Genomic DNA, 20,759 nt, shown 5'->3' with positions numbered 1-20,759 from the left:
CCCGGCCGTCCCGTTGACCCGGACCGACCCGGAGAACGACACCGTTTCGTACATGACGAAGGTACCTCACCCTCTAGCGAAACGAAACGGTTTCGTTCGTGTCCTGGGTCACGGTTGTCAGCTCCCCATAAGTTGCCGGTACCCCGCGCCCGGAAAAGCATGGGAGAGGTGACTTACCTGCACCTTCCGCACCTCAGTGGCGACCAGCTGTGCTTCGTGGCCGAGGACGACCTCTGGCTCGCGGACCTCGACGGCCCGGGCCGCGCCTGGCGGCTCACCGTCGACCGCACCAAGGCCGGCCACCCCCGCTTCTCGCCCGACGGCCGCCACATCGCGTACACCAGCTGGCGCACCCTGGTGCCGGAGGTCCACCTCGTGCCGGTGGACGGCGGCCCCGGACGGCAGCTCACCCACTGGGGCGGCTCCGACACCCGGGTCTGCGGGTGGTCGCCCCCCGATCCCGACGGCACCACCGCCGTCCTCGCCGTCGCCTCGCACGGCGAGCCCTTCTCCCATCTGACCTGGGCCTACAAGGTCACCCCCGACGGCGATCCCGGCCGCAAGCTGCCCTGGGGGCCGGTCACCGACATCCAGGCCCTCGACGTCGACGGGGAGCGCCGCACCCTGCTCCTCACCGGCACCCCGCCGCACGAGCCCGCCGCCTGGAAGCGCTACCGGGGCGGGGCCACGGGCCGGCTCTGGCTGCACGGACAGCGGCTCCTGCCCGACCTCGGCGGGCATCTGGCCGCCCCGATGTTCGTCGGCGGCCGGATCGCCTTCCTCTCCGACCACGAGGGCGTCGGCAACCTCTACTCGTGCGCCCACGACGGCTCCGACCTGCGCCGCCACACCGACCACGACGCCTTCTACGCCCGGCACGCCGCGAGCGACGGCACGCGGGTGGTGTACCAGTGCGCGGGTGACCTGTGGATCGTCGACGACCTCTCGTCCGGCTCGGAGCCGCGCCGGCTCGACGTCCGGCTGAGCGGCCCGCGCGCGGGACGGCGTACGTACCAGGTGCCGGCCGCCCAGAACGTCGGCGGCCTCTCCGTCGACGAGACGGGCCGGGCGAGCGCCGTCGTCGTACGCGGCAGCCTGTACTGGCTCACCCACCGCGACGGCCCGGCCCGCACCCTCTCCGACACCCCGGGCGTACGGGTGCGGCTGCCGGAGATGCTCGGGGCGAGCGGGCGGGTCGCGTACGTGACGGACGCGGAGGGCGAGGACGCCGTCGAGATCTCCCACCTGCCCCGGGCGACCGGGGGCCGCGCACCCCGCCGACTGGCTTCCGGAGGGCTCGGCCGGGTACTCGAGCTGGTCTCGGACCCGGCGGGCGAGCGGCTCGCCGTCGCCTCGCACGACGGGCGGCTGCTGCTGCTCGACGTCGCGGAGGAGGACGCGGAGGTCGCCCGCGCGCTGGACGCGGTGGACACGGGGGACACAGAGGACACGGGGGACACCTCCGGCACCGGCACCGCCGGAGGCGACGTCACCGAGCTGATCCGTTCCTTGAACGGCCCCGTGCGCGACCTCGCCTTCTCCCCGGACGGGGCCTGGCTGACCTGGTCCCACCCGGGCATCGGACGCTCGCTGCGGCAGATCAAGATGGCCCGGATCAGCGGGCAGAACGGCAAGAACGGGCAGAACGGACAGCAGGGCCCGCTCGTCGTCGACGTCACCGACGGCCGCTTCGAGGACGAGAACCCGGTGTTCACCCGGGACGGCCGCTACCTCGCCTTCCTGTCCTGGCGCGGCTTCGACCCGGTGTACGACGTGCACACCGGCGACCTGTCCTTCCCGCTGGGCTGCCGCCCCTACCTCGTACCGCTGTCCTCCGCGACCCCCTCCCCCTTCGCGCTGAACCCCGAGGGCCGCCCCGCCGCCGGGGGCCTGGACCCGCTGGAGGACGAGCCCGGCGAGGGCGGCGCGGTGACCGTCGAGGTCGAGGGCCTGGAGAACCGGGTGACGCCGTTCCCGGTCACCGCGTCCAAGTACTCGGCGCTGCACCCGGTCGCGGGCGGCGGCCTGGTCTGGCTGCGCTGGCCGATCTCCGGCGCGCTCGGCGAGACCTTCGCCAACCCGGCGGACCCGAGCGAGCGGCCGACGCTGGAGCACTTCAACCTCGCCAAGGCGAAGAAGTCCGAACTCGTCGACCACCTCGACTGGTTCCAGGTCAGCGGCGACGGCACCCGCCTGGTCGTGCTCGACGAGGGCGACCTGCGCGCCGTACCGGCGACCGAGGCGGGCGACAGCGACTCGACCACCTGGATCGATCTGCGCCGCATCCTGCACGAGGTCGACCCGGCCGCCGAGTGGCGCCAGGCCTACGACGAGGCCGGCCGGCTGATCCGCGCCTACTTCTGGGACCCCGGCATGTGCGGCATCGACTGGGACGCCGTGCTGGACCAGTACCGGCCGCTGGTCGAACGGGTCGACTCACCGGACGAGTTCGCCGACCTGCTCCGCGAGGTGCTGGGCGAGCTCGGCACCTCGCACGCCTACGTCGCCGCCGCCCGGCGCAACGAGGGCCCGGCGCACTACCAGCGCTGGCAGGGCCTGCTCGGCGCCAACTTCGTCTGCCGGGACGGGCGGTGGCTGGTCAAGCGCATCCTGCCGGGCGACTCCTCCGACTCCAGGGCCCGTTCGCCGCTGGCGGGCACGGGCATCCGCGAAGGGGCCGTACTGACCCACGTGGACGGCCGCCCGGTCGACCCGGTGCTGGGCCCGTACCCCCTGCTGGCGGGCGCGGGCGGTACGACGGTGGAGCTGACCTTCGAGCCGGCCGAGGGCGGCCCCGGGCCCTCCCGCCGGGTCGCCGTCGTGCCGCTGGTCGACGAGCGCCCCCTGCGCTACCAGGACTGGGTGACCAAACGCCGGGAGGTGGTACGGCAGTTGAGCGGCGGACGGTGCGGCTACCTGCACATCCCCGACATGGGCGGCTCCGGCTGGGCGCAGTTCAACCGCGACCTGCGCATGGAGGTGTCCCGGCCCGCACTGATCGTGGACGTGCGCGGCAACGCGGGCGGCCACATCAGCGAACTCGTCGTCGAGAAGCTGACCCGCACCATCCTGGGCTGGGACCTCACGCGCGACGCCCAGCCGGTGTCGTACGCCTCCAACGCCCCGCGCGGGCCGGTCGTCGCGGTCGCCGACGAGGCGACGTCCTCCGACGGCGACATGATCACGGCGGCGTTCAAGCTGCTGCGGCTCGGCCCGGTGGTCGGGCAGCGCACCTGGGGCGGCGTGGTCGGCATGACCGGCCGGCACCGCCTGGGCGACGGCACGGTGATCACGGTGCCGATGAACGCGGCCTGGTTCGACGCCTACGGCTGGTCCGTGGAGAACTACGGCGTCGCCCCCGACGTCGAGGCGCTGCGCACCCCGCTGGACTGGGCCGAGGGCCGCTACCCGGTGCTGGACGAGGCGGTCCGGCTGGCACTCGAGCTGCTGGAGACCAACCCGCCCGCCACGCCGCCCGGTTACGAGGACGTACCGGACCGGTCGCGTCCACCACTGCCGCCCAGACCATGAGAATCCGGGCATGAAGAAGGGGCGCCCTCCCTGTGGGGGGCGCCCCTTCGACTCAGCGGCGGCGCGTCAGGCGTCGTAGCTCTCCTCGTAGCGCTCGTCCGCGTCCCGGCGGCGCGACGGGTCCATGTCGTCGTCGTCACGACGGCGGTCGCGGTTCTGGTGCTGGCCCTTGGCCTGCTCGGCGCGCTGCTTGCCCTGCTGCTGCATGCGCTCGGCCTTGTCCTGGAACTGGTCCTTGATACCCATGTGGGTTCACTCCTGTGATGTTCGGGCCCGGCCGGGTCGGCCTGGCTCGATCAGATTCACATGGGCCGTGACCGTGCGCATGTCGATCACTTACGGACCGTAGCCGGGGCCGTTCGCTGCTGTTCGTCGGCGGCTCCGCCCGCCCCGACCAGGCCCGGGCGCACGCTGTTCAGCCGGTCCCCGAAGCGCCGCATCTCGCGCTGTCCGACCGTGCCGATGAGCGCCGGCAGGTAACCGCGCACGCCCTGCATGCCGCGCAACCACCACTGCGCGTACACGTGGCTCGACCGGCGCTCGATGCCCTCCACGAGCCGGTCGACCGCCGGGCCCAGCGGATAGGTCTTGTTCGACGGCCAGGGCAGCCGCTGCCTGAGCTCGCGCATGACGTCGTTCTCGTCGGCGCCGCGCACCATGTCGGTGTCGGTCCACGACAGATAGCCGACGCCGACCTTCACACCCCGGTGGCCGACCTCGGCGCGCAGGCTGTGCGCATACGCCTCCACACCGGACTTGGAGGCGCAGTAGGCGGACATCATCGGCGCGGGCGTGATGGCGGCGAGCGAGGCGATCTGGAGCAGGTAGCCGCGGCTCTCCAACAGCGCCGGCAGGAAGGCGCGGGCCGTCACCGCCGAGCCGATCAGATTGACCTCGATCACCCGCCGCCAGGACTCCGGGTCGGAGTCGACGAAGGGTCCGCCGGTGGCGACACCCGCGTTGGCGACGACGATGTCGACCCTGCCGAACCGTTCTTCGACCTCCCCGGCGACCCGGGCCATCGCCTCGTGGTCGGTGACGTCGGCGTGCCAGACCTCGCTCTCGGTGTGCAGCCGTGCCGACACCTGCTTGAGCGCGTCCGGTTCCAGTCCGACCAGGGCCACCTTCACCCCGCGCGCGGACAGTTTGCGGGCCAGCAGCTCCCCGACGCCCCGCGCGGCTCCGGTGACGACGGCGACCCGCCCTTCCAGGCTCACCCTGCTCATGCGCTCTCCTCGGCGTGTACGGCGTGTGTGTCTGCGGACTTTGCGGACAGATAGGTGGCGGCGAGGGCACGTATTTTCCCGGTGATCAGCTCCGGCGCCTCCACCGGCGTCATGTGGCCGAGGCCCAGAAGCTCCGTCAGGCCGACGCAGTGGGGCAGCGCGGCGGCCAGCGAGCGGGCGTGCACGGGCGGGGTCAGCCGGTCGGCGGTGCCGACGACGACCTCGACCGGCATCGTCAACTCCCGTACGCCGTGGTCCAGGTCGAGCAGGTCGAGCACCTGCGACCAGGCGTGGCGCACCCGGCGCGGACAGGCGTGCACGATGCGGGCGCAGGCCTCGACCATGTACGGCGCCGAACCGGGGCCCATCGTCCCGTACTTGAGGACCCGGCGCGCGAGGGGCGTGACCGGCCCGAGCGGAGCGCGGGAGCCGAGGACGCGGCGGGTCAGCCAGGTCCGCACGCGGCCCTCCCGCAGCGGCACCACGGTCGAGGACGCCACCAGCCGCGAACTGCCTGTGCTGCACAGCAGGACCGCCGCCGCGTGTTCCCGCACCGCGGGCCGGGTCGCCGCGGCCATCACCGTCATGCCGCCCATGGAGTGCCCGGCGATGACGGCTCGTTCGCCCGGCGCGAGCGTGGCCCGCAGGACGGCTTCGAGGTCGTCGGCGAGGGGCTCGGTGCCGCACGCCGGGTTGGCGGGGCTGCGGCCGTGGCCGCGCTGGTCGTAGGCGACGACCCGGTGGTCGGCGGACAGGGCGCGGATCTGCGCCGCCCAGAAGGCGGTCGAACAGGTCCAGCCGTGCGCGAGGACGACCGCGGGCGCCCGCTCCGGGCCGTGCACCTCGACGTGGATGCGGGCGCCGTCGGCGGCGGTGACGGTCAGTTCGTGGGCGGGGACGGGCGGGGCGTACGGCCCGTCGGCCACGTGCAGGAGCCGGCTCACGCGCCCACCTCGGCGGCCGCGTCGGCGTTCGCGTCCGCAGCACCGGCATCGGCCACGGCGGCCGGCTCGGCCGCGGCCGGGCGCAGCACCTGGTACTCCGCCAGGTTCACGCGCCGTGTCGCGCGCCGGAACTCGGCGGTCGTGCCCGGCCAGATGGTGGTGTTGCGGCCGCTCGGGTCCAGGTACCAGCTGGTGCAGCCGCCGGTGTTCCAGACCGTGCGCTTCATGCGCTCCTGCACCCGGTGGTTCCAGTTCCGCACGGCGGTGGGGCGGGCGTCGAGGGCGGCCCGTCCTCCGAGGACGCGCAGCTGGCGCAGGTAGTCGGCCATGTAGTTCAGCTGGGACTCGATCATCAGGATCATGGACGAGTTCCCGAGGCCGGTGTTGGGCCCGATGATCGTCATCCAGTTGGGGAAGCCGGCCGCCGAGGCGCCGCGCAGCGCCTCCATGCCGCCCTTCCAGGTCTCGGCGAGGGTCCGCCCGTCCGCGCCCACGACGCGCTCGGAGATGGGCATGTCGGTGACGTGGAAGCCGGTGCCGAAGATGATCACGTCGGCCTCGGCCTCGGTGCCGTCGGCGGCGACGAGGGTGCTGCCGCGGACCTCGCTGAGTCCGCCCGTGACGACGTCGACGTTGGGCCGCGCGAGCGCCGGGTAGTACTCGCTCGACAGCAGGATGCGCTTGCAGCCGATGCGGTAGTCGGGGGTGAGCTTGGCGCGCAGGGCCGGGTCCTTGATGGCGGATGCCATGTTGCGCTTGGCGATCTGCTCGACGAAGCCCAGCTCGTTCGGGTGCTTGGTGAAGGCCTGGACCTGGAGCTCCCGGATGCCCCAGAGCAGCCCGCGGCGCAGCTTGGTGGTGACGGGCAGCGCCCGGTGCAGGGCGCGCTCGGCGCCGCTGATCGCCCGGTCCATGCGGGGCATGACCCAGGCCGGAGTGCGCTGGAAGAGGGTGAGGCGGCCGACCTTCGGCTGGATGGCGGGCACGATCTGGATGGCGGAGGCGCCGGTGCCGATCATGGCGACCCGCTTGCCGGTGAGGTCGTGGTCGTGGTCCCAGCGGGCGGAGTGGAAGACCTTGCCGGGGAAGGAGTCCAGCCCCGGGATGTCCGGCACCTTGGGGTCGGACAGCGGCCCGGTGGCGGACACGACGACGTCGGCGGTCAGCGTGCCGCTCACGGTCTCGATCTCCCACCGCAGTTGCTCGGCATCCCACGCCATCCGCTTCACCTCCGAGTCGAAGCGGATGTGGGGGCGCAGCCCGAAGGTGTCGGTCACGTGCTCCAGGTAGGCGCGGATGTGCTCCTGCCCGGAGAAGGTGCGCGGCCACTCGGGGTTGGGTGCGAAGGAGAAGGAGTACAGGTGGGAGGGCACGTCACAGGCACACCCGGGGTAGCTGTTGTCCCGCCAGGTGCCGCCGACGCTGTCGGACCTCTCCAGGACGACGAAGTCGGTGATCCCCTCGCGCCGCAGCCGCACGGCGGCCCCCAGCCCGCCGAAGCCGGACCCGACCACCGCCACCCGTACATGTTCGTGAACCTGCTCGTGCTCGGCCATCCCGGAGCCTCCACGCTTAGCCTGGACCGTCTGGAACCTTGCCAGTGAACACTGGCGCAATGGGAGCGTAGAGCAGCTCCGTACTGATGGGTAGGGGGCACGGCAAGGAAAGTTACCCGCGGTACGACTTAAGGTCGGAGGCGTGACCGAGAAGCGTGAATACCGCATGGAGGAACTGGCCCGGCTGGCCGGCATCACGGTGCGCACCCTGCGCTTCTACCGCGAACGCAAGCTGATCCCGCCGCCCCGCCGCGAGGGCCGCATCGCCTGGTACGACGACCACCACCTGGCCCGCCTGCGCACCATCGCGGCGCTGCTGGAGCGCGGCCACACCCTGAACGGCATAGCGGAACTCGCCGACGCCTTCGACCACGGCCGCGACGTCGGCGACCTGCTGGGCCTCGGCGAACCCACCGAGGAGACCCCGGTCCGCCTCACCCCCGAGGAACTCGCCGCCCGCTTCGAGGGCGAGGTCACCCCGGAGAACCTGGCCGCCGCGATGGACCTCGGCTACCTCGGCACCGACGGCGACGAACTCGTCCACATCAGCCACCGCCTGCTGGAGGTCTCCTCGGCCCTGGTCCGCGAGGGCATCCCGCTCGCCGAGGTCCTCGACGCCGGCAAACGCGTCCGCGACCACGCCGACGCCCTCGCCGAACTCTTCGCCGACCTGATCCTGCGCCACGCCCCCGCCCAGGAACTCCACCGCCTGCGCCCCCTGGCCCGCAGCGTGGTGGAGGCGGAACTGTCTCTGGCACTGGACCGGCGCATACAGAAGCGGTCCGGCTAGGGCCTGTCCGGCGCGAGGGTCAGCGGTCGTAGACCACCGTGACAGGCGCGTGGTCGGACCAGCGCTCGGCGTGCGTGGCAGCCCGCTCGACGTACCCCTTGACAGCCTTGGCGGCCAGCCCGGCCGTGGAGAGGTGGTAGTCGATGCGCCATCCTGAATCGTTGTCGAAAGCCCGCCCCCGGTACGACCACCACGAGTACGGCCCCTCCACGTCGGGGTGCAGGGCGCGCACCACATCGACGTAACCGCCCTCGGCCGGGTCGAGGACGCGGCTCAGCCACTCCCGTTCCTCCGGCAGGAACCCGGAGTTCTTCTTGTTGGCGCGCCAGTTCTTCAGGTCGGCCTCGCGGTGGGCGATGTTCCAGTCGCCGCAGACGACGACCTCGCGGCCGTCGGCGGCGGCACGCTCGCGCAGCTCCTTCAGGTAACCGAGGAACTCGCCCATGAAGCGGACCTTCTCGTCCTGGCGCTCGGTACCGACCTCGCCGGACGGGAGGTAGAGGGAGGCGACCGTCACACCGGGCAGGTCGGCCTCGACGTAGCGGCCACTGCCGTCGAACTCGGACGAGCCGAAGCCGACGCGGACGGCGTCGGGCTCGCGGCGGGTGTAGAGGGAGACGCCGGCGCGCCCCTTGGCTGCGGCGGGGGCGTGCGTGACGTGCCAGCCGTCGGGGTCGCGGACCTGCTCGGGCAGCTGCTGGGGCTCGGCCCGCACCTCCTGGAGGCACAGCACGTCGGCGGAGGTGGCCGCGAGCCATTCCACGAAGCCCTTCTTCGCGGCGGCCCGCAGACCATTGACGTTGACGGAGGTCACGGTGAGCATCCCGGCACCCTACCGGCACACTGGACGATGTCCCGCACAGGTGCGCATCAATATACGGTAGGAAGCATGAACATACGCCGGGTCCCCTTCGACCACCCCGACGCCGTGAAGCTGAACGACGAGGTCCAGGCCGAGTACGACGTCCGCTACGGCGACGGCGGCGACGCCACCGAGCTGGCCGCGTCGGACTTCGCGCCGCCGAACGGCCTGTACCTGATCGCGTACGACGAGAACGACGTCCCCGTCGCCTCCGGTGGCTGGCGCAGCCAGGACGCCAACGACGAGGGCAACCTCGACGGGGACGCCGAGCTCAAGCGGATGTTCGTGATCGAGCAGGTGCGCGGCCGCGGGCTGGCCCGCCGCATCCTGGCGGCCCTGGAGGAGGACGCCCGCGCGGCGGGCCGGCCCCGCATGGTGCTGGAGACCGGCACCAAGCAGCCGGAGGCCGTGGCCCTGTACACCTCCAGCGGCTACGAACCGTGCGAGAAGTTCGGCTACTACCGCTTCCACGAGGAGAGCCTCTGCTACGCAAAGGCTCTCCAGGTCCCGTAGCGCCTGTTCAGGCCCGTCGTCAGGCCGCGCCGGCCGTCCTGCGGCGGCGCGAGACGGCGAACAGCACGCCGCCCGCGGCGAGCGCCAGCGCGGCACCGGCCGAGGCGAGAAGAGCCGTGGAGCCGGTGGAGGCCAGCAGGCCGCCCTGGTCCGCCCGGCCACCCTGGGGCGACGCACCGCCGGTCGTGCCGCCGGTGGACCCGGCGGTGGTGCCGCCGGCGGCGGAACCCGAGCCACCGGTCGTACCGGTGCCGCCCGTGGCGCCCGAGCCGCCGGTGGTGGCGGAGCCGCCCGTGGCGCCGCCGTCGGCACCGCCCGTGGCCCCGCCGGTGTCGCCCGGCGTCTCCTCGTCGCCCGTGCCGTTCAGCACGATCCAGCCGGCGTCGTTGGACGGGTCGCCCTCCCAGGGGTTGTCCCACTGCGGCAGGGCGATCCTGCCCTTGGCGCCCTCGACGACCTTGTCGATCCGCAGCTCGAAGCCGAAGGTGCGCCGGTCGTCCTCGAGGAACGGGGTGTCCGCCCAGCAGAGGTACAGGGACGTGGTGTCGTCGTTCATGGGACGGCAGGGGCTGTTCACCACGCTGGCGCCCTCCGGGATCTCCACGCTGAAGCTCAGCGGCTCACCACCGGAGCGCAGGGCCCCGATCCAGGCGGGCCCGTGGTTGCTCAGCGCGACGTCGACCTTGACGGTCTCGCCCTGCTCACCGGCGACGCGCGCGCCGGTCAGGTCGAGGTCGTAGGTGTTCTTGGTGGCCAGGTCGACCTCGGCGTACTTCGCGTAGTCGCCGTCGTGACCGCTCTCGACCGGCTTGAGCGTGAGCGTCCTGCCGGAGCCCTGCCGGTAGTCGGCGCCCGCCCGCAGCGCGCCGGCCTCCTCGGCGCCGACCGCGTCGAAGCCGTAGTGGAAGATGTCGCCGAGCGCGAAGTCCGCGGTCTTCACCCGCACCGGCTCGCTCAGCTCGTACGACGTGCCGGGCAGGAACTCGCCCTCGAAGGTGCACAGGGCGACCTTCTGATAGCGGATCAGGTTGTCCTTGTTCTCCTCCGCGTACGAGCAGTTGTCGTACGAGTCGGGGAAGGACAGGCCCCGCGTGCCGCCGAAGCGCAGCACGACGCCGTCGGCGGACATGCTGCCGACGTTGCGGAAGCCGAGCGGGGCGCTGTAGGTGTCACCCGCCCGGAAGCCCGCGGGTTCGGCCGGGAGCGTCTTCTTCAGCAGCTCCGGACCGCCGACCAGGACGTCGACGACGTGCTCGTCGAACGTCAGGCCCTCGCCCGCACCCGTCACCTTGATCGAGCCGAAGTTCCCGGCCTCGGCGCCGTCCTTGAGGTCGACGCGGACGCGCCAGCTCGGGTTGAACGAGTCGCCGGGGTAGAGGCTGCTCTCGTTGCAGACCGCGATCAGTCCCTCCACGTCGCACGACTGCGGCAGGCCGACCTTGGCGAAGTCCTTCAGCGCGGTGGCGTCGATGGTGACCGTGTAGCCGTTGTTCGGGACCGGCTCCGGGTCCGTGTCGCTGTCCGGGTCGTACTCGCCGGGTCCGGTGAGCCCCAGGCGGATCTGCGGCTCCCCGGGCTCGTCCTCGGCCCCGTCCAGCGCCAGGTCCAGCTTGTCCGGTCCGGTGATGGTGACGGGCAGCGGCGCCTGGCCCTCCTCCGCCTGTGCGACACCGGCCAGTCCGGCCGTGGCCAGCCCCGCGGCGGCGGCGCCGGCCACTGCCACGCGCGCCCAAGGCGAGCGCAGGAAGCTACGTCTCATGGATTGTCTTCCGTTCCCCAGACGACAAGATGGCGCCACAGCGGTGGCACCGCGCACAGGTGACCCACTGGTCACGGGGAAGGTTGCGCGCCGTCCGATCACGGATTTATCTCGGCCTTACGAGCAGAGGGCCGAGCCGCAGGCCCGCAGGCCCGTGAGTCGCGAGTCCGCGAGTCCCGGAAACGACGAAGATCCCGTCCGATCGTGATGATCGAACGGGATCCCGTCAATGTGCGTGGACCTGAGGGGATTTGAACCCCTGGCCCCCTCGATGCGAACGAGGTGCGCTACCGGACTGCGCCACAGGCCCTTGCAACGAGTGAAACTTTAGCACCCCGAGCGGCCTGCTCAAAAATCGCTACTCGTTGGCCGCGCGAGGGCGGTCGCCGTCCTCGTACTGGTCGAAGAGCGGCGTCCGGCCGCGCTCCCGGGCGCGGCGGGCGGAAGCGGCGCGGCGGGCGTCGCTGCGGCCGGGGCTCTCGGGCCGCTCCTCGGCGTGGGCGGCGGGGCGGTCCGGCACGGGATCGGCCGCCACCTCCTCCTCGTCCGGGGTGACGGCGCTGGAGCGGGCCGAGCTCCAGGCGTCCGGCGCCGCGAGGTCCACGTCGGGCGTGGCGCGGGGGGCGACCGGCGCGGTCACGTAGGTGGGCAGCGGCACCGGCACCGGGTCCCAGCTGTCGCCCTGGGGCCGCCGCTGCCGTTCGCGCTGCTGGTCGACCCACTCGGCGTGGTCGGTCTGCTCCACCAGCGCCCGCCGGTCCGCGGCCAGCGCCGAGAGGCCGGGGTCGGCTTCCGTCTCGGGCCCCTCGTCCGGCTCCTCGGTGTCGGTGTCGCCGGCCGGGTCGGTGGGCGTACGCCGCCGAGGCCGGGGGTCGCGGTCCCGCAGCCGCTGCGCGGCGGCCTCGGCCTGGCGGCGGTCCATCTGGAAGGCGAACCGGCGGCGTTCCTGGGAGCGCAGGTGGGCGATGTAGGCGCTCAGCAGCACCGCGGGCACCCCGGGCGCCCACAGGAACGCGAGCCCGCCGACCGCCGCGACGACCGAGCCGAGCGTGAAGGCCAGGAACAGCATCACGGTGGTACGCCGACGGCGTGCGAGCACCTTGCTGCGCCGGGCGCGGGCCGCGGCCGCGGGTGAGTCGGACGCGCGCCGGGCCTGCGGCACGCGCTCGCGCGCCGGTGCGGCCCCGGACCCGGCCGCGGATGCGACCCGGGACTGGGATCGGGACTCGGACTCGGACTCGGACTGGGACCGGGACTCGGACTCGGACCGGGATTCGGACTCGGACCGGGATTCGCCTTCGGCCTCGGGCGAGGGCCCGGGTCTGGGGACGCGCGGGCGTCCGTCCGCCTCCGGGTGGGCCGGTCCGGGCCGCTCGGCGGGCTGCTGCGGTACGGCCGCCCGGGTGTGCCGGCGGGTTTTGGACACGGCGAACGCCCGGACGTCCACCGAGTCGGTGACGGCGTCCGGGGCGTCGGTGTCGGGCTCCGCCTCGTCGGCGGGGCGCGACCGCAGGTCCTTGGCGTACCGGCGCTCCATGCCCGCCCGTCCGGACAGCAGCCGGATGGCGGTGCTGAAGCGTTCCGTCGGACGGGCCTCGTTCAGCTCGTCCTGCCTACGGAGCCACATCGGCACCAAGTAGGCGGCCCAGGCCCCGACGATGACTGCGTAGATGAGGCCGCTGCTGCTCACGTCTCACACGGTAGAGGGGTTTGCGTGAGGCCATCCGCCAATTGGGCCGGTGTGTCGCACGATCTGGCTGATATTTCGAACTTTTTTTGCGACCGATGCGATCAGCCGACTGTCAGAGTCGCGAAATTATCCGGTCCGGGACGGTCACACTCTCGAACGTTTATTCAATTCCTGGGCTGGGGCGAGCGGGATTCCCCGGCGCGTTCCGGGTACTTCCGGTGCTTCGCCCCTGGGAGCGGGCGCGGGAGCGGTGCCAGCGGCGCAGCAGTCCCTCCGGGACCTCTTCCGCGGTGAGCGCGAAGACGAGATGGTCGCGCCAGCCTCCGTCGATGTGGAGATAACGCGGCCTGAGCCCCTCCTCCCGGAATCCCAGCTTTTCCACGACCCGGCGACTGGGCCCGTTCTCCGGGCGAATACAGACCTCGATGCGATGCAGTCCGACGGTGCGGAAACAGTGGTCCACCGCCATCGCCACGGCCGTCGGCATCACCCCGCGGCCGGCCACCCCCTCGTCCACCCAGTAGCCGACGTGCCCGGAGCACATCGAACCCCAGGTGATCCCGGCCACCGTCAACTGCCCGACCAGCCGCCCCTGGTACTCGATGACGAACGGCAGCATCCGGCCGGCGTGCGCCTCGGAGCGCAGATGCCGCACCATCTGGCGGTAGGTCGGCCGCTGGGCGAGCGGGCCGCCGGGCGCGGGCGGCGGAATGGTCGCCTCCCAGGGCCGCAGCCAGTCGCGGTTGCGCCGGTTGACCTCGCGCCAGGCCCGCTGGTCGCGCAGCTTTATCGGCCTGAGGACGATGTCGCCGTCCACCAGCTCCACGGGCCAGGATGCGCTGTTCAGCTCGCACCCCCACTGCTGCCTGGTCCGGGGTGGTCACCGCCGCGGAGCTGGTCCACGGCATGCGTCAGCAGCGGCTCCAGGACGGCGAGGCCGTCCTTCACCCCGCCGGTGGAACCGGGCAGGTTGACGATCAGCGTGCCGGCCGCCACTCCGGCCAGGCCCCGGGAGAGCACCGCGGTCGGCACCTTGTCCCGGCCGTACGCCCGGATCGCCTCCGCGATGCCCGGGACCTCGTGGTCGATCACCGCTCGCGTCGCCTCGGGCGTGCGGTCGGTGGGCGAGATGCCGGTGCCGCCGGTGGTGACGATCACGTCGTAGCCCGCTTCGGCGCCCGCGCGCAGGGCCGCCTCGACGGGGTCGCCGTCGGGGACCACCTGCGGGCCGTCGACGGTGAAGCCGAAGCGGCGCAGGCCCTCGGCGACCAACGGGCCGCCCTTGTCCTCGTAGACCCCGGCGGCGGCCCGGTTGGAGGCGGTGACGACCAGCGCGCTGTACGGCGCGAGCAGGGCACCTCCGACCGACGCGTCCAGTGTCATGTCCGGCTCCAGTCGCCGGACTTGCCGCCGGTCTTCTCCTCCACCCGCACGTCCGTGATGACCGCTCCCTTGTCGACCGCCTTGACCATGTCGATCACGGTGAGCGCGGCGACGGAGACCGCGGTGAGCGCCTCCATCTCGACACCCGTGCGATCCGTCGTCTTCACCGTGGCGATGATCTCCACGGCGTCGTCCGCGACCGACAGGTCCAGTTTCACACCGGAGACCGACAACGGGTGGCACAAGGGGATCAGGTCCGGGGTGCGTTTGGCGCCCATGATGCCCGCGATCCGCGCGGTGGCGAGGGCGTCGCCCTTGGGGACCCCCTCGCCGCGCAGCAGCTCGACCACGCGGGGTGCGACGAGGACGCGCCCGCTCGCGCGCGCGGTGCGTGCGGTCACGTCCTTGCCGGACACGTCGACCATCCGGGCGGCGCCGGCCTCGTCGATGTGCGTCAGCCGGTCCTGCGTGTCCTGTCCCTCGTGAGGGCGTCGGTCCTGCGTGCTCATGCTCGTGTGGCGCTCCCGGTCCGGGCCCGGCGCGGTGCGGCGCGTGGGCCTGCTGTGCGCGACACGGTACCGCCAACCGGGCGGGGTCAGCCGAGCAGGACCACCTCGACCTCGGCGCCGGGCTCGACGGACTCGGTGTCCTCGGGGACGACGATCAGCGCGTCGGCGTGCGCGAGGGCGGCCACGAGGTGGGAGCCGGAGCCGCCCACGGGGGCGACCGAGCCGTCGGCGTAGGTCGCGCGCAGGAACTGCCGGCGCCCCTTGGGCGAGCTCAGCGGCTTGCGGGCGGACAGGGTGGCGGTGACCGTCGGGCGGTGGACGTCCGGCAGGCCCATGAGGGTGCGGATCGCGGGGCGCACGAACAGCTCGAAGGAGACGTACGACGACACCGGGTTGCCGGGCAGCGCGAGCAGCGGGGTGTGGTCGGGGCCGATGGCGCCGAAGCCCTGGGGCTTGCCGGGCTGCATGGCGAGCTTGCGGAAGTCCACGCCGCTGCCCGGCTGGTCCTCGTCGCCGACGTGCGCCAGCGCCTCCTTGACCACGTCGTACGCCCCGACGCTGACGCCGCCGGTGGTGACCATGAGGTCGGCGCGGACCAACTGGTCCTCGATGGTGGCCCGCAGGATGTCGGCGTCGTCGGCGACGGCGCCCACGCGGTAGGCGATCGCGCCGGCGTCGCGGGCGGCGGCGGTGAGGGCGAAGCTGTTGGAGTCGTAGATCTGACCGGCGCTCAGTTCCTCGTCGGGCTGGACGAGTTCGCTGCCGGTGGAGAGCACCACCACGCGTGGGCGCGGGCGCACGCGGACCCTGCCCCGGCCGATCGCGGCGAGCAGGGCGATCTGCGGCGGGCCGAGCACCGTGCCGGCCTCCAGGGCGCGGTCGCCGGACCTGACGTCGCTGCCCTTCGCGCGGACGTGCGCGCGTTCCTCCGCCGGGCGGTACACGTGCACCTGGCCCTCGGCACCCTCGGGGGCCAGGCTGCGGGCGCGCATCCCGGCCACCGGGCCCTCGCCGAGCCCGCCGTCGGTCCACTCGACGGGCACGACGGTCTCCGCGCCGGGCGGCAGCGGGGCGCCGGTCATGATGCGGGCGGCCTGGCCGGGACCCACGGACAGCGGGTCGGCCTGGCCGGCCGCGACGTCCCCGACGTCCTCCAGGACGGCGGGGAACTCCTCGCTGGCGCCCGCGACATCGGCGACCCGCACCGCGTACCCGTCCATCGAGCTGTTGTCGAACGGCGGCAGGGAGAGCGGCACCGTGATGTCGTCGACCAGGACGCAGCCCTGGGCGTCGAGCAGGTTCAGCTCGATGGGTTCCAGGGGGCGGACGGCGGCGAGGATGTCGTCCAGGTGGTCCTGCACCGACCACAGCCGGTCCGCACCGAAGTCGGGCGTGGTGTGGTCGTGGCCGGTGTCACGGTGCGCGGCGCTGCTCAACGTCCTTACATCTCCTCGGCTACGTAACTGCGAAGCCAGGTCCGGAAGTCCGGGCCCAGGTCTTCACGTTCGCACGCGAGTCTGACAATGGCACGCAGGTAGTCGCCGCGGTCGCCGGTGTCATAGCGGCGGCCCTTGAAGACGACGCCGTGCACCGGGCCGCCGACCCTGTCGTCCTCGGCGAGCTGCTGCAGGGCGTCGGTCAGCTGGATCTCGCCGCCGCGGCCGGGCTCGGTCTTGCGGAGTATGTCGAAGATGTGCGGGTCGAGGACATAGCGGCCGATGATGGCGTAGTTGGACGGGGCGTCGGCCGCCTCCGGCTTCTCGACCAGTCCGCTGACCTGGACGACGTCGCTGTCCGCGGTGGTCTCCACGGCCGCGCAGCCGTAGAGGTGGATCTGCTCGGGCGCGACCTCCATGAGGGCGATCACACTGCCGCCGTACTGCTCCTGGACGTCGATCATGCGCTGCAGCAGCGGGTCGCGCGGGTCGATCAGGTCGTCGCCGAGCAGGACCGCGAAGGGCTCGTTGCCGACGTGCGGGGCGGCGCACAGCACGGCATGGCCGAGGCCCTTGGGGTCGCCCTGGCGGACATAGTGGATCATGGCGAGGTCACTGGACTCCTGGACCTTGGCCAGCCGGCCCGCGTCGCCCTTCTTCTGGAGGGCGGACTCCAGCTCGTAGTTGCGGTCGAAGTGGTCCTCCAGCGGGCGCTTGTTGCGGCCGGTGACCATGAGGACGTCGCCGAGGCCCGCGGTGACGGCCTCTTCGACCACGTACTGGATCGCCGGCTTGTCGACGACCGGCAGCATCTCCTTGGGAGTGGCTTTGGTGGCCGGCAGGAACCGGGTACCGAGCCCGGCCGCGGGGATGACAGCCTTGCTGATCCTGGGGTGGGACTGAGTCATGCGCGCCACCATATCCGGTGCCTTTAGGGAGAAACTGTGGCTCCGGATCATTGGCGCTCATATGAGCGTAATAGAGCGGTACGGGAGTGAGCATTGAGTCACGACGGACCCACGACCGAGTCTGACAAACGCACGTTGCGGCGGGAGCTCCTCGGGGTGCGGAACAGCTTGACGGCGGACGAGCTGGCGCAAGCGGCGAGTTCGCTGGCCGAGAGGGCGCTCGCGATGCCCGAGCTTGCGCGGGCGCACTCTGTGGCGGCCTACGTCTCCGTGGGCGCCGAACCGGGCACCTTCGCGCTGCTGGACGCGCTGCGCGCGCGGGGCGTGCGGGTCCTGCTGCCGGCGCTGCTGCCCGACAACGACCTGGACTGGGGCGTCTACACCGGGGAGGGCTCCCTCACACGCGTACGGCACGGCGGCGGGCGGATGGCCCTGCTCGAGCCCGCCGGTGAACGCCTGGGGCCGGACGCGGTGACCGGGGCGGACGTCGTGCTGCTGCCGGGCCTGGCGGTGGACGAGCGCGGCATGCGGCTGGGGCGCGGCGGCGGCTCGTACGACCGGGTGCTCGCCCGTCTGGAGCGGGCGGGCGCGCGGCCCGCCCTGCTGGTGCTGCTCTACGACGTGGAGGTCGTCGCGCACGTCCCCGAGGAGCCGCACGACCGGCCGGTGGACGCGGTGGTGACGCCGTCGGGGGTGCGGCGGTTCCGTTGACGCCGGCGCACTGACGAGAACGGCCTCCACGCGTGCGTGGAGGCCGTTCTCGTCAGGGAAGGCTGCTCACGGCTTGAGCACCAGCGTGTCGCTCGTGCTGTCGTCGACCGCCTTCTTCGAGAAGGACCACGGCAGCAGCTCTCCGTCGGCCCACTTGTCCGTCTGGTCGGTGTAGTGGGCGCTGTAGGCGTGCCCGGAGGCGCCGGTGAGGTTGATCCACCGCGACTTGTCGAGGTCGCCGAGGTTGACCACCATCCGCATGGACGGCACCCAGATCACCCCGTAGCCGCCCGCCGCGTTCCAGCCGGCGGCGTTGACCGCGGCCTCGCCGCCGCTGAGCTTCCACGGTCCTCGGTTGAGGGCGTACTTCAGGAAGCCCGGGCCCTCGGTGCCGAGGGTCTGGTTCTTGAGGAACAGGCGGTGCAGCCGGCCCCAGTTCCAGGTGTCGATGTCCTTGCCGAGCTTGGCGGTGAGCTCCCAGCGGGCGTCGATCATGGCGCGCTTGAACAGGTCGTCGCGGTTGTGGTCGGCGCCCTTGCGGGTGCCGGACGCGGGCGTCGTCCACCAGTCGCTCTTCGGCTTGTCCATCAGGGTGCGGACCACCTCGAACCAGCGGTCGCCGCCGTCCGGCTGGGCCTGTTCGGCGTCGCGCTGCCCGCACTCGCGGACCTTGTTCGTCTCGTCCGCGGGGCCGGTGGTGTTGACCGGGTCGACCCACAGGCACTGACCCTCGACCCGCAGCTCCTTGGGCAGCTTGTTGCCGAAGGCGAGCTTGAGGACGTTGCGCCAGACTGCGTTGAAGTAGGCGGCGGCGGCCGAGTCGGCGTCCTGGGTGTAGTCCCAGCCCTCCAGCAGCTTCTGCGCCTCGCGGACGTCCTTGTCACCGACGTCGATCTTCAGCAGCTGGGGCACGAGCAGCTTGGCCATCTCGCTGCTGTTGTCCAGCTGCATCTGGCGCATGTCGTCGGTGGAGATCTTGCCGCCGTCCTTGATCTTCTGCTCGATCAGGGAGGTGATCCGCTGGCTGCGGGTGCCGTAGCCCCAGTCCGTGGTCAGCGTGTACGGGTAGGCGTCCTCGTCGACCACGGCCTGGTTGGCGGTGACGATGTAGCCGCGCTCCGGGTCGTACTCGTAGGGCAGCTCGTCGGGGTCGATGTACTTGCCGGTCCAGCGGTAGTCGGAGCTCCAGCCGGGCGCCGGGACCGAGCCGTCGTGGCCCTTGGCGCGCACCGGGATCTTGCCGGGCAGCGTGTAGCCGATGTGGTTCTCGCTGTCGGCGTAGACCAGGTTCTGCGAGGGCACGTCGAACAGTGCGGCGGCCTCGCGGAAGTCGTCCCAGTTCTTCGCCCGGTCCATCGCGAAGACGGCGTCCATGGTGGTGCCCGCCTCCAGGGCGGTCCAGCGCAGTGCGACGCCGTAGCCGTCGCCGCGGTCGGGGGCGGCGGTGTCGACCGTGGCCTTCCTGCCGACCTTCACGAGCTCGTCGTCGCGGTCGGAGAGCAGGGGGCCGTTGTTGGTCTCCCGGACGACGATCTTCTTCGACTCGCCGCCGGCGACCTCGATGGTCTCCTCGCGGGTCTCGAAGGGGACCACCTTGCCGTCGTACTGGTAGCCCTCGCCGGTGATCTTCTCCAGGTAGAGGTCGGTGACGTCGACGCCGGAGTTGGTCAGGCCCCAGGCGATGTCCTGGTTGTGGCCGATTATCACGCCGGGCATGCCGGCGAAGGTGTAGCCGGCGACGTCGTACTGGCACTTCGCGGAGACGCTGCGGCAGTGCAGGCCCATCTGGTACCAGACGGACGGCAGCGACGGCGACAGGTGCGGGTCGTTGGCCAGCAGGGGCTTGCCGGTGATGGTGTGCTCGCCGGAGACGACCCAGGAGTTGGAGCCGATGCCGTTGCCGTTCACGCCGACGGCGGTGGGCAGGTCGTCCAGGACGTTCTGGAGGCCCGCCAGTTGGCTCTGCAGGGCGTCGCCCGTCCCCGTGCCGGTCCCGGAGCCGGAGGGGTCCGTTCCTGTGCCGGACCCGGAGCCGCCGTCGTCACTGCCGTCACCGCCGTCACTGCCGCCGTCGAACGTCTCGGTGAGCTCGTCGTACTGGCCCTCCTGGACGATCGCCTTGTTCCGGTCGTACGGGTACTCCGGGTACAGGTCGGCGATCTGCTGGGGGCCGAGACGGCTGGTCATCAGGGCGCGGTCGATCTCGTCCTGCATGTTGCCGCGCAGGTCCCAGGCCATCGCCTTCAGCCAGGCGACCGAGTCGACGGGGGTCCACTCCTGGGGCTTGTAGTCGTTGGTGAAGCCGAGGGCGGCGTACTCCAGGGAGATCTCCGCGCCGTCCTTGCCCGCCAGGTAGGCGTTGACCCCCTTGGCGTAGGCCTGGAGGTACTTCTTCGTGGAGTCCGACAGCGTCTCGTCGTACTCCTTCTGCGCCACCCGGTGCCAGCCCAGGGTGCGCAGGAACTCGTCGTTGTCGACCTGGCTCTCGCCGAACATCTCCGACAGGCGCCCGGCGGTCATGTGCCGGCGCACGTCCATCTCGTAGAACCGGTCCTGCGCCTGGACGTAGCCCTGCGCCATGAACAGGTCCTCGTCGGTGGAGGCGTAGATCTGCGGGATGCCGTAGCCGTCGCGCTTGACGTCGACCGGACCCGACAGGCCCTCCAGCGTGATCGACCCCTTGGTCTGCGGGAAGGACGCGCGGACGGTGCTGATGGACCAGTACGCCCCGTAGGCGAGGCCGCCGATGATGGCCAGGACCAGCACGAGAACGAGCAGGCGCGCTTTGCGCCCCTTCTTCCTGCCGGACTTGCCGGGCTGCTGACCCGAAGAGGCGGTGTTGGTGGGGGGCATCGCTGTCCTTGCTGTCCTAACACGAGCGGCAGGGGCGGGCTGTGCTTTGTACTGAACGCTGGAGCAACTGTAGGCGCAGGGCCCGGTC

At 72.0% G+C, this 20,759-nt stretch carries 17 protein-coding genes and 1 tRNA gene; 4 read left to right on the top strand and 14 right to left on the bottom strand.

What is annotated here, in order from left to right:
* Positions 1–159 precede the first annotated feature (159 nt).
* Positions 160–3,531 (top strand): S41 family peptidase, encoded by a 3,372-nt coding sequence (locus tag ACIGO6_RS17560; RefSeq protein ID WP_399876687.1) that lies wholly within the window; start codon positions 160–162, stop codon positions 3,529–3,531.
* 66 nt (positions 3,532–3,597) lie between these two features.
* Here the strand turns inward: ACIGO6_RS17560 and ACIGO6_RS17555 are convergent, their stop codons facing one another.
* From ACIGO6_RS17555 to ACIGO6_RS17540, 4 genes are all read right to left on the bottom strand, one after another.
* Entirely contained in the window at positions 3,598–3,777 is a 180-nt protein-coding gene (locus ACIGO6_RS17555; RefSeq protein ID WP_399876685.1) for a hypothetical protein, read from the bottom strand.
* A gap of 86 nt (positions 3,778–3,863) precedes the next feature.
* A complete protein-coding gene (locus tag ACIGO6_RS17550; RefSeq protein WP_399876684.1) occupies positions 3,864–4,757 on the bottom strand; it encodes an SDR family oxidoreductase in 894 nt (297 codons plus the stop codon).
* Positions 4,754–5,701: an alpha/beta fold hydrolase gene (locus ACIGO6_RS17545; RefSeq protein ID WP_399876682.1), complete on the bottom strand. Its 948-nt coding sequence runs from the start codon at positions 5,699–5,701 to the stop codon at positions 4,754–4,756. The genes ACIGO6_RS17550 and ACIGO6_RS17545 overlap by 4 nt, the downstream gene beginning before the upstream one ends.
* Entirely contained in the window at positions 5,698–7,257 is a 1,560-nt protein-coding gene (locus ACIGO6_RS17540) for a flavin-containing monooxygenase (protein ID WP_399876681.1), read from the bottom strand. The genes ACIGO6_RS17545 and ACIGO6_RS17540 overlap by 4 nt, the downstream gene beginning before the upstream one ends.
* 142 nt (positions 7,258–7,399) lie before the next feature.
* On the opposite strand from ACIGO6_RS17540, the gene ACIGO6_RS17535 reads away from it, so the two are divergent.
* Positions 7,400–8,047 carry a MerR family transcriptional regulator gene (locus tag ACIGO6_RS17535; RefSeq protein ID WP_399876679.1) on the top strand — a complete coding sequence of 216 codons (648 nt, stop codon included), beginning with the start codon at positions 7,400–7,402 and terminating at the stop codon, positions 8,045–8,047.
* Between the two features lie 19 nt (positions 8,048–8,066).
* Here ACIGO6_RS17535 and ACIGO6_RS17530 read toward each other — a convergent pair whose 3' ends face one another.
* Positions 8,067–8,870: an exodeoxyribonuclease III gene (locus tag ACIGO6_RS17530; protein WP_399876678.1), complete on the bottom strand. Its 804-nt coding sequence runs from the start codon at positions 8,868–8,870 to the stop codon at positions 8,067–8,069.
* Between the two features lie 66 nt (positions 8,871–8,936).
* Between ACIGO6_RS17530 and ACIGO6_RS17525 the strand changes: the two genes are divergently transcribed.
* Positions 8,937–9,422 (top strand): GNAT family N-acetyltransferase, encoded by a 486-nt coding sequence (locus tag ACIGO6_RS17525; protein ID WP_399876676.1) that lies wholly within the window; start codon positions 8,937–8,939, stop codon positions 9,420–9,422.
* A gap of 19 nt (positions 9,423–9,441) precedes the next feature.
* Here the strand turns inward: ACIGO6_RS17525 and ACIGO6_RS17520 are convergent, their stop codons facing one another.
* The 8 genes from ACIGO6_RS17520 to galU all read right to left on the bottom strand — a co-directional run bounded on the left by ACIGO6_RS17520 (position 9,442) and on the right by galU (position 17,107).
* Entirely contained in the window at positions 9,442–11,181 is a 1,740-nt protein-coding gene (locus tag ACIGO6_RS17520; protein WP_399876674.1) for a hypothetical protein, read from the bottom strand.
* A 236-nt stretch (positions 11,182–11,417) separates the two neighbouring features.
* Positions 11,418–11,491 (bottom strand) — tRNA-Ala (locus ACIGO6_RS17515).
* A gap of 48 nt (positions 11,492–11,539) precedes the next feature.
* Positions 11,540–12,871 carry a gephyrin-like molybdotransferase receptor GlpR gene (gene glpR / locus ACIGO6_RS17510; RefSeq protein ID WP_399876672.1) on the bottom strand — a complete coding sequence of 444 codons (1,332 nt, stop codon included), beginning with the start codon at positions 12,869–12,871 and terminating at the stop codon, positions 11,540–11,542.
* Positions 12,872–13,031: 160 nt separating this feature from the next.
* Positions 13,032–13,697, bottom strand: coding sequence for a GNAT family N-acetyltransferase (locus ACIGO6_RS17505; protein WP_399876669.1), 666 nt, complete (start codon positions 13,695–13,697; stop codon positions 13,032–13,034).
* 17 nt (positions 13,698–13,714) lie between these two features.
* Positions 13,715–14,254 carry a molybdenum cofactor biosynthesis protein B gene (locus ACIGO6_RS17500; protein WP_399876667.1) on the bottom strand — a complete coding sequence of 180 codons (540 nt, stop codon included), beginning with the start codon at positions 14,252–14,254 and terminating at the stop codon, positions 13,715–13,717.
* Complete coding sequence (moaC, locus tag ACIGO6_RS17495) at positions 14,251–14,763, bottom strand: cyclic pyranopterin monophosphate synthase MoaC (RefSeq protein WP_399876663.1); 513 nt, start codon at positions 14,761–14,763, stop codon at positions 14,251–14,253. Before moaC ends, ACIGO6_RS17500 begins: the two co-directional genes overlap by 4 nt.
* 86 nt (positions 14,764–14,849) lie before the next feature.
* Positions 14,850–16,199, bottom strand: coding sequence for a gephyrin-like molybdotransferase Glp (gene glp, locus ACIGO6_RS17490; protein ID WP_399876661.1), 1,350 nt, complete (start codon positions 16,197–16,199; stop codon positions 14,850–14,852).
* A gap of 5 nt (positions 16,200–16,204) precedes the next feature.
* The gene (gene galU / locus ACIGO6_RS17485; RefSeq protein WP_399876660.1) at positions 16,205–17,107 is read right to left on the bottom strand and encodes a UTP--glucose-1-phosphate uridylyltransferase GalU; all 903 of its coding nucleotides are present in this window, start codon (positions 17,105–17,107) and stop codon (positions 16,205–16,207) included.
* A 93-nt stretch (positions 17,108–17,200) separates the two neighbouring features.
* Between galU and ACIGO6_RS17480 the strand changes: the two genes are divergently transcribed.
* Positions 17,201–17,818: a 5-formyltetrahydrofolate cyclo-ligase gene (locus ACIGO6_RS17480; RefSeq protein ID WP_399876657.1), complete on the top strand. Its 618-nt coding sequence runs from the start codon at positions 17,201–17,203 to the stop codon at positions 17,816–17,818.
* A 66-nt stretch (positions 17,819–17,884) separates the two neighbouring features.
* On the opposite strand, the gene ACIGO6_RS17475 is transcribed toward ACIGO6_RS17480, so the two are convergent.
* Positions 17,885–20,671 (bottom strand): penicillin acylase family protein, encoded by a 2,787-nt coding sequence (locus ACIGO6_RS17475; RefSeq protein WP_399876655.1) that lies wholly within the window; start codon positions 20,669–20,671, stop codon positions 17,885–17,887.
* Between the last annotated feature and the right edge of the window lie 88 nt (positions 20,672–20,759).

Origin of the sequence: Streptomyces sp. NPDC053750 (assembly GCF_044544295.1) — a bacterium.
Taxonomy (GTDB): Bacteria; Actinomycetota; Actinomycetes; order Streptomycetales; family Streptomycetaceae; genus Streptomyces.
This window is presented reverse-complemented; position numbering and strand designations above follow the sequence as displayed.

Bases quoted from the DNA above. Each gene is read 5' to 3' on its own strand.
- ACIGO6_RS17560 (WP_399876687.1), top strand. From the start codon at position 160: ATGGGAGAGGTGACTTACCTGCACCTTCCGCACCTCAGTGGCGACCAG.
- ACIGO6_RS17555 (WP_399876685.1), bottom strand. From the start codon at position 3,777: ATGGGTATCAAGGACCAGTTCCAGGACAAGGCCGAGCGCATGCAGCAG.
- ACIGO6_RS17550 (WP_399876684.1), bottom strand. From the start codon at position 4,757: ATGAGCAGGGTGAGCCTGGAAGGGCGGGTCGCCGTCGTCACCGGAGCC.
- ACIGO6_RS17540 (WP_399876681.1), bottom strand. From the start codon at position 7,257: ATGGCCGAGCACGAGCAGGTTCACGAACATGTACGGGTGGCGGTGGTC.
- ACIGO6_RS17530 (WP_399876678.1), bottom strand. From the start codon at position 8,870: ATGCTCACCGTGACCTCCGTCAACGTCAATGGTCTGCGGGCCGCCGCG.
- ACIGO6_RS17525 (WP_399876676.1), top strand. From the start codon at position 8,937: ATGAACATACGCCGGGTCCCCTTCGACCACCCCGACGCCGTGAAGCTG.
- ACIGO6_RS17520 (WP_399876674.1), bottom strand. From the start codon at position 11,181: ATGAGACGTAGCTTCCTGCGCTCGCCTTGGGCGCGCGTGGCAGTGGCC.
- ACIGO6_RS17500 (WP_399876667.1), bottom strand. From the start codon at position 14,254: ATGACACTGGACGCGTCGGTCGGAGGTGCCCTGCTCGCGCCGTACAGC.
- moaC (WP_399876663.1), bottom strand. From the start codon at position 14,763: ATGAGCACGCAGGACCGACGCCCTCACGAGGGACAGGACACGCAGGAC.
- galU (WP_399876660.1), bottom strand. From the start codon at position 17,107: ATGACTCAGTCCCACCCCAGGATCAGCAAGGCTGTCATCCCCGCGGCC.
- ACIGO6_RS17475 (WP_399876655.1), bottom strand. From the start codon at position 20,671: ATGCCCCCCACCAACACCGCCTCTTCGGGTCAGCAGCCCGGCAAGTCC.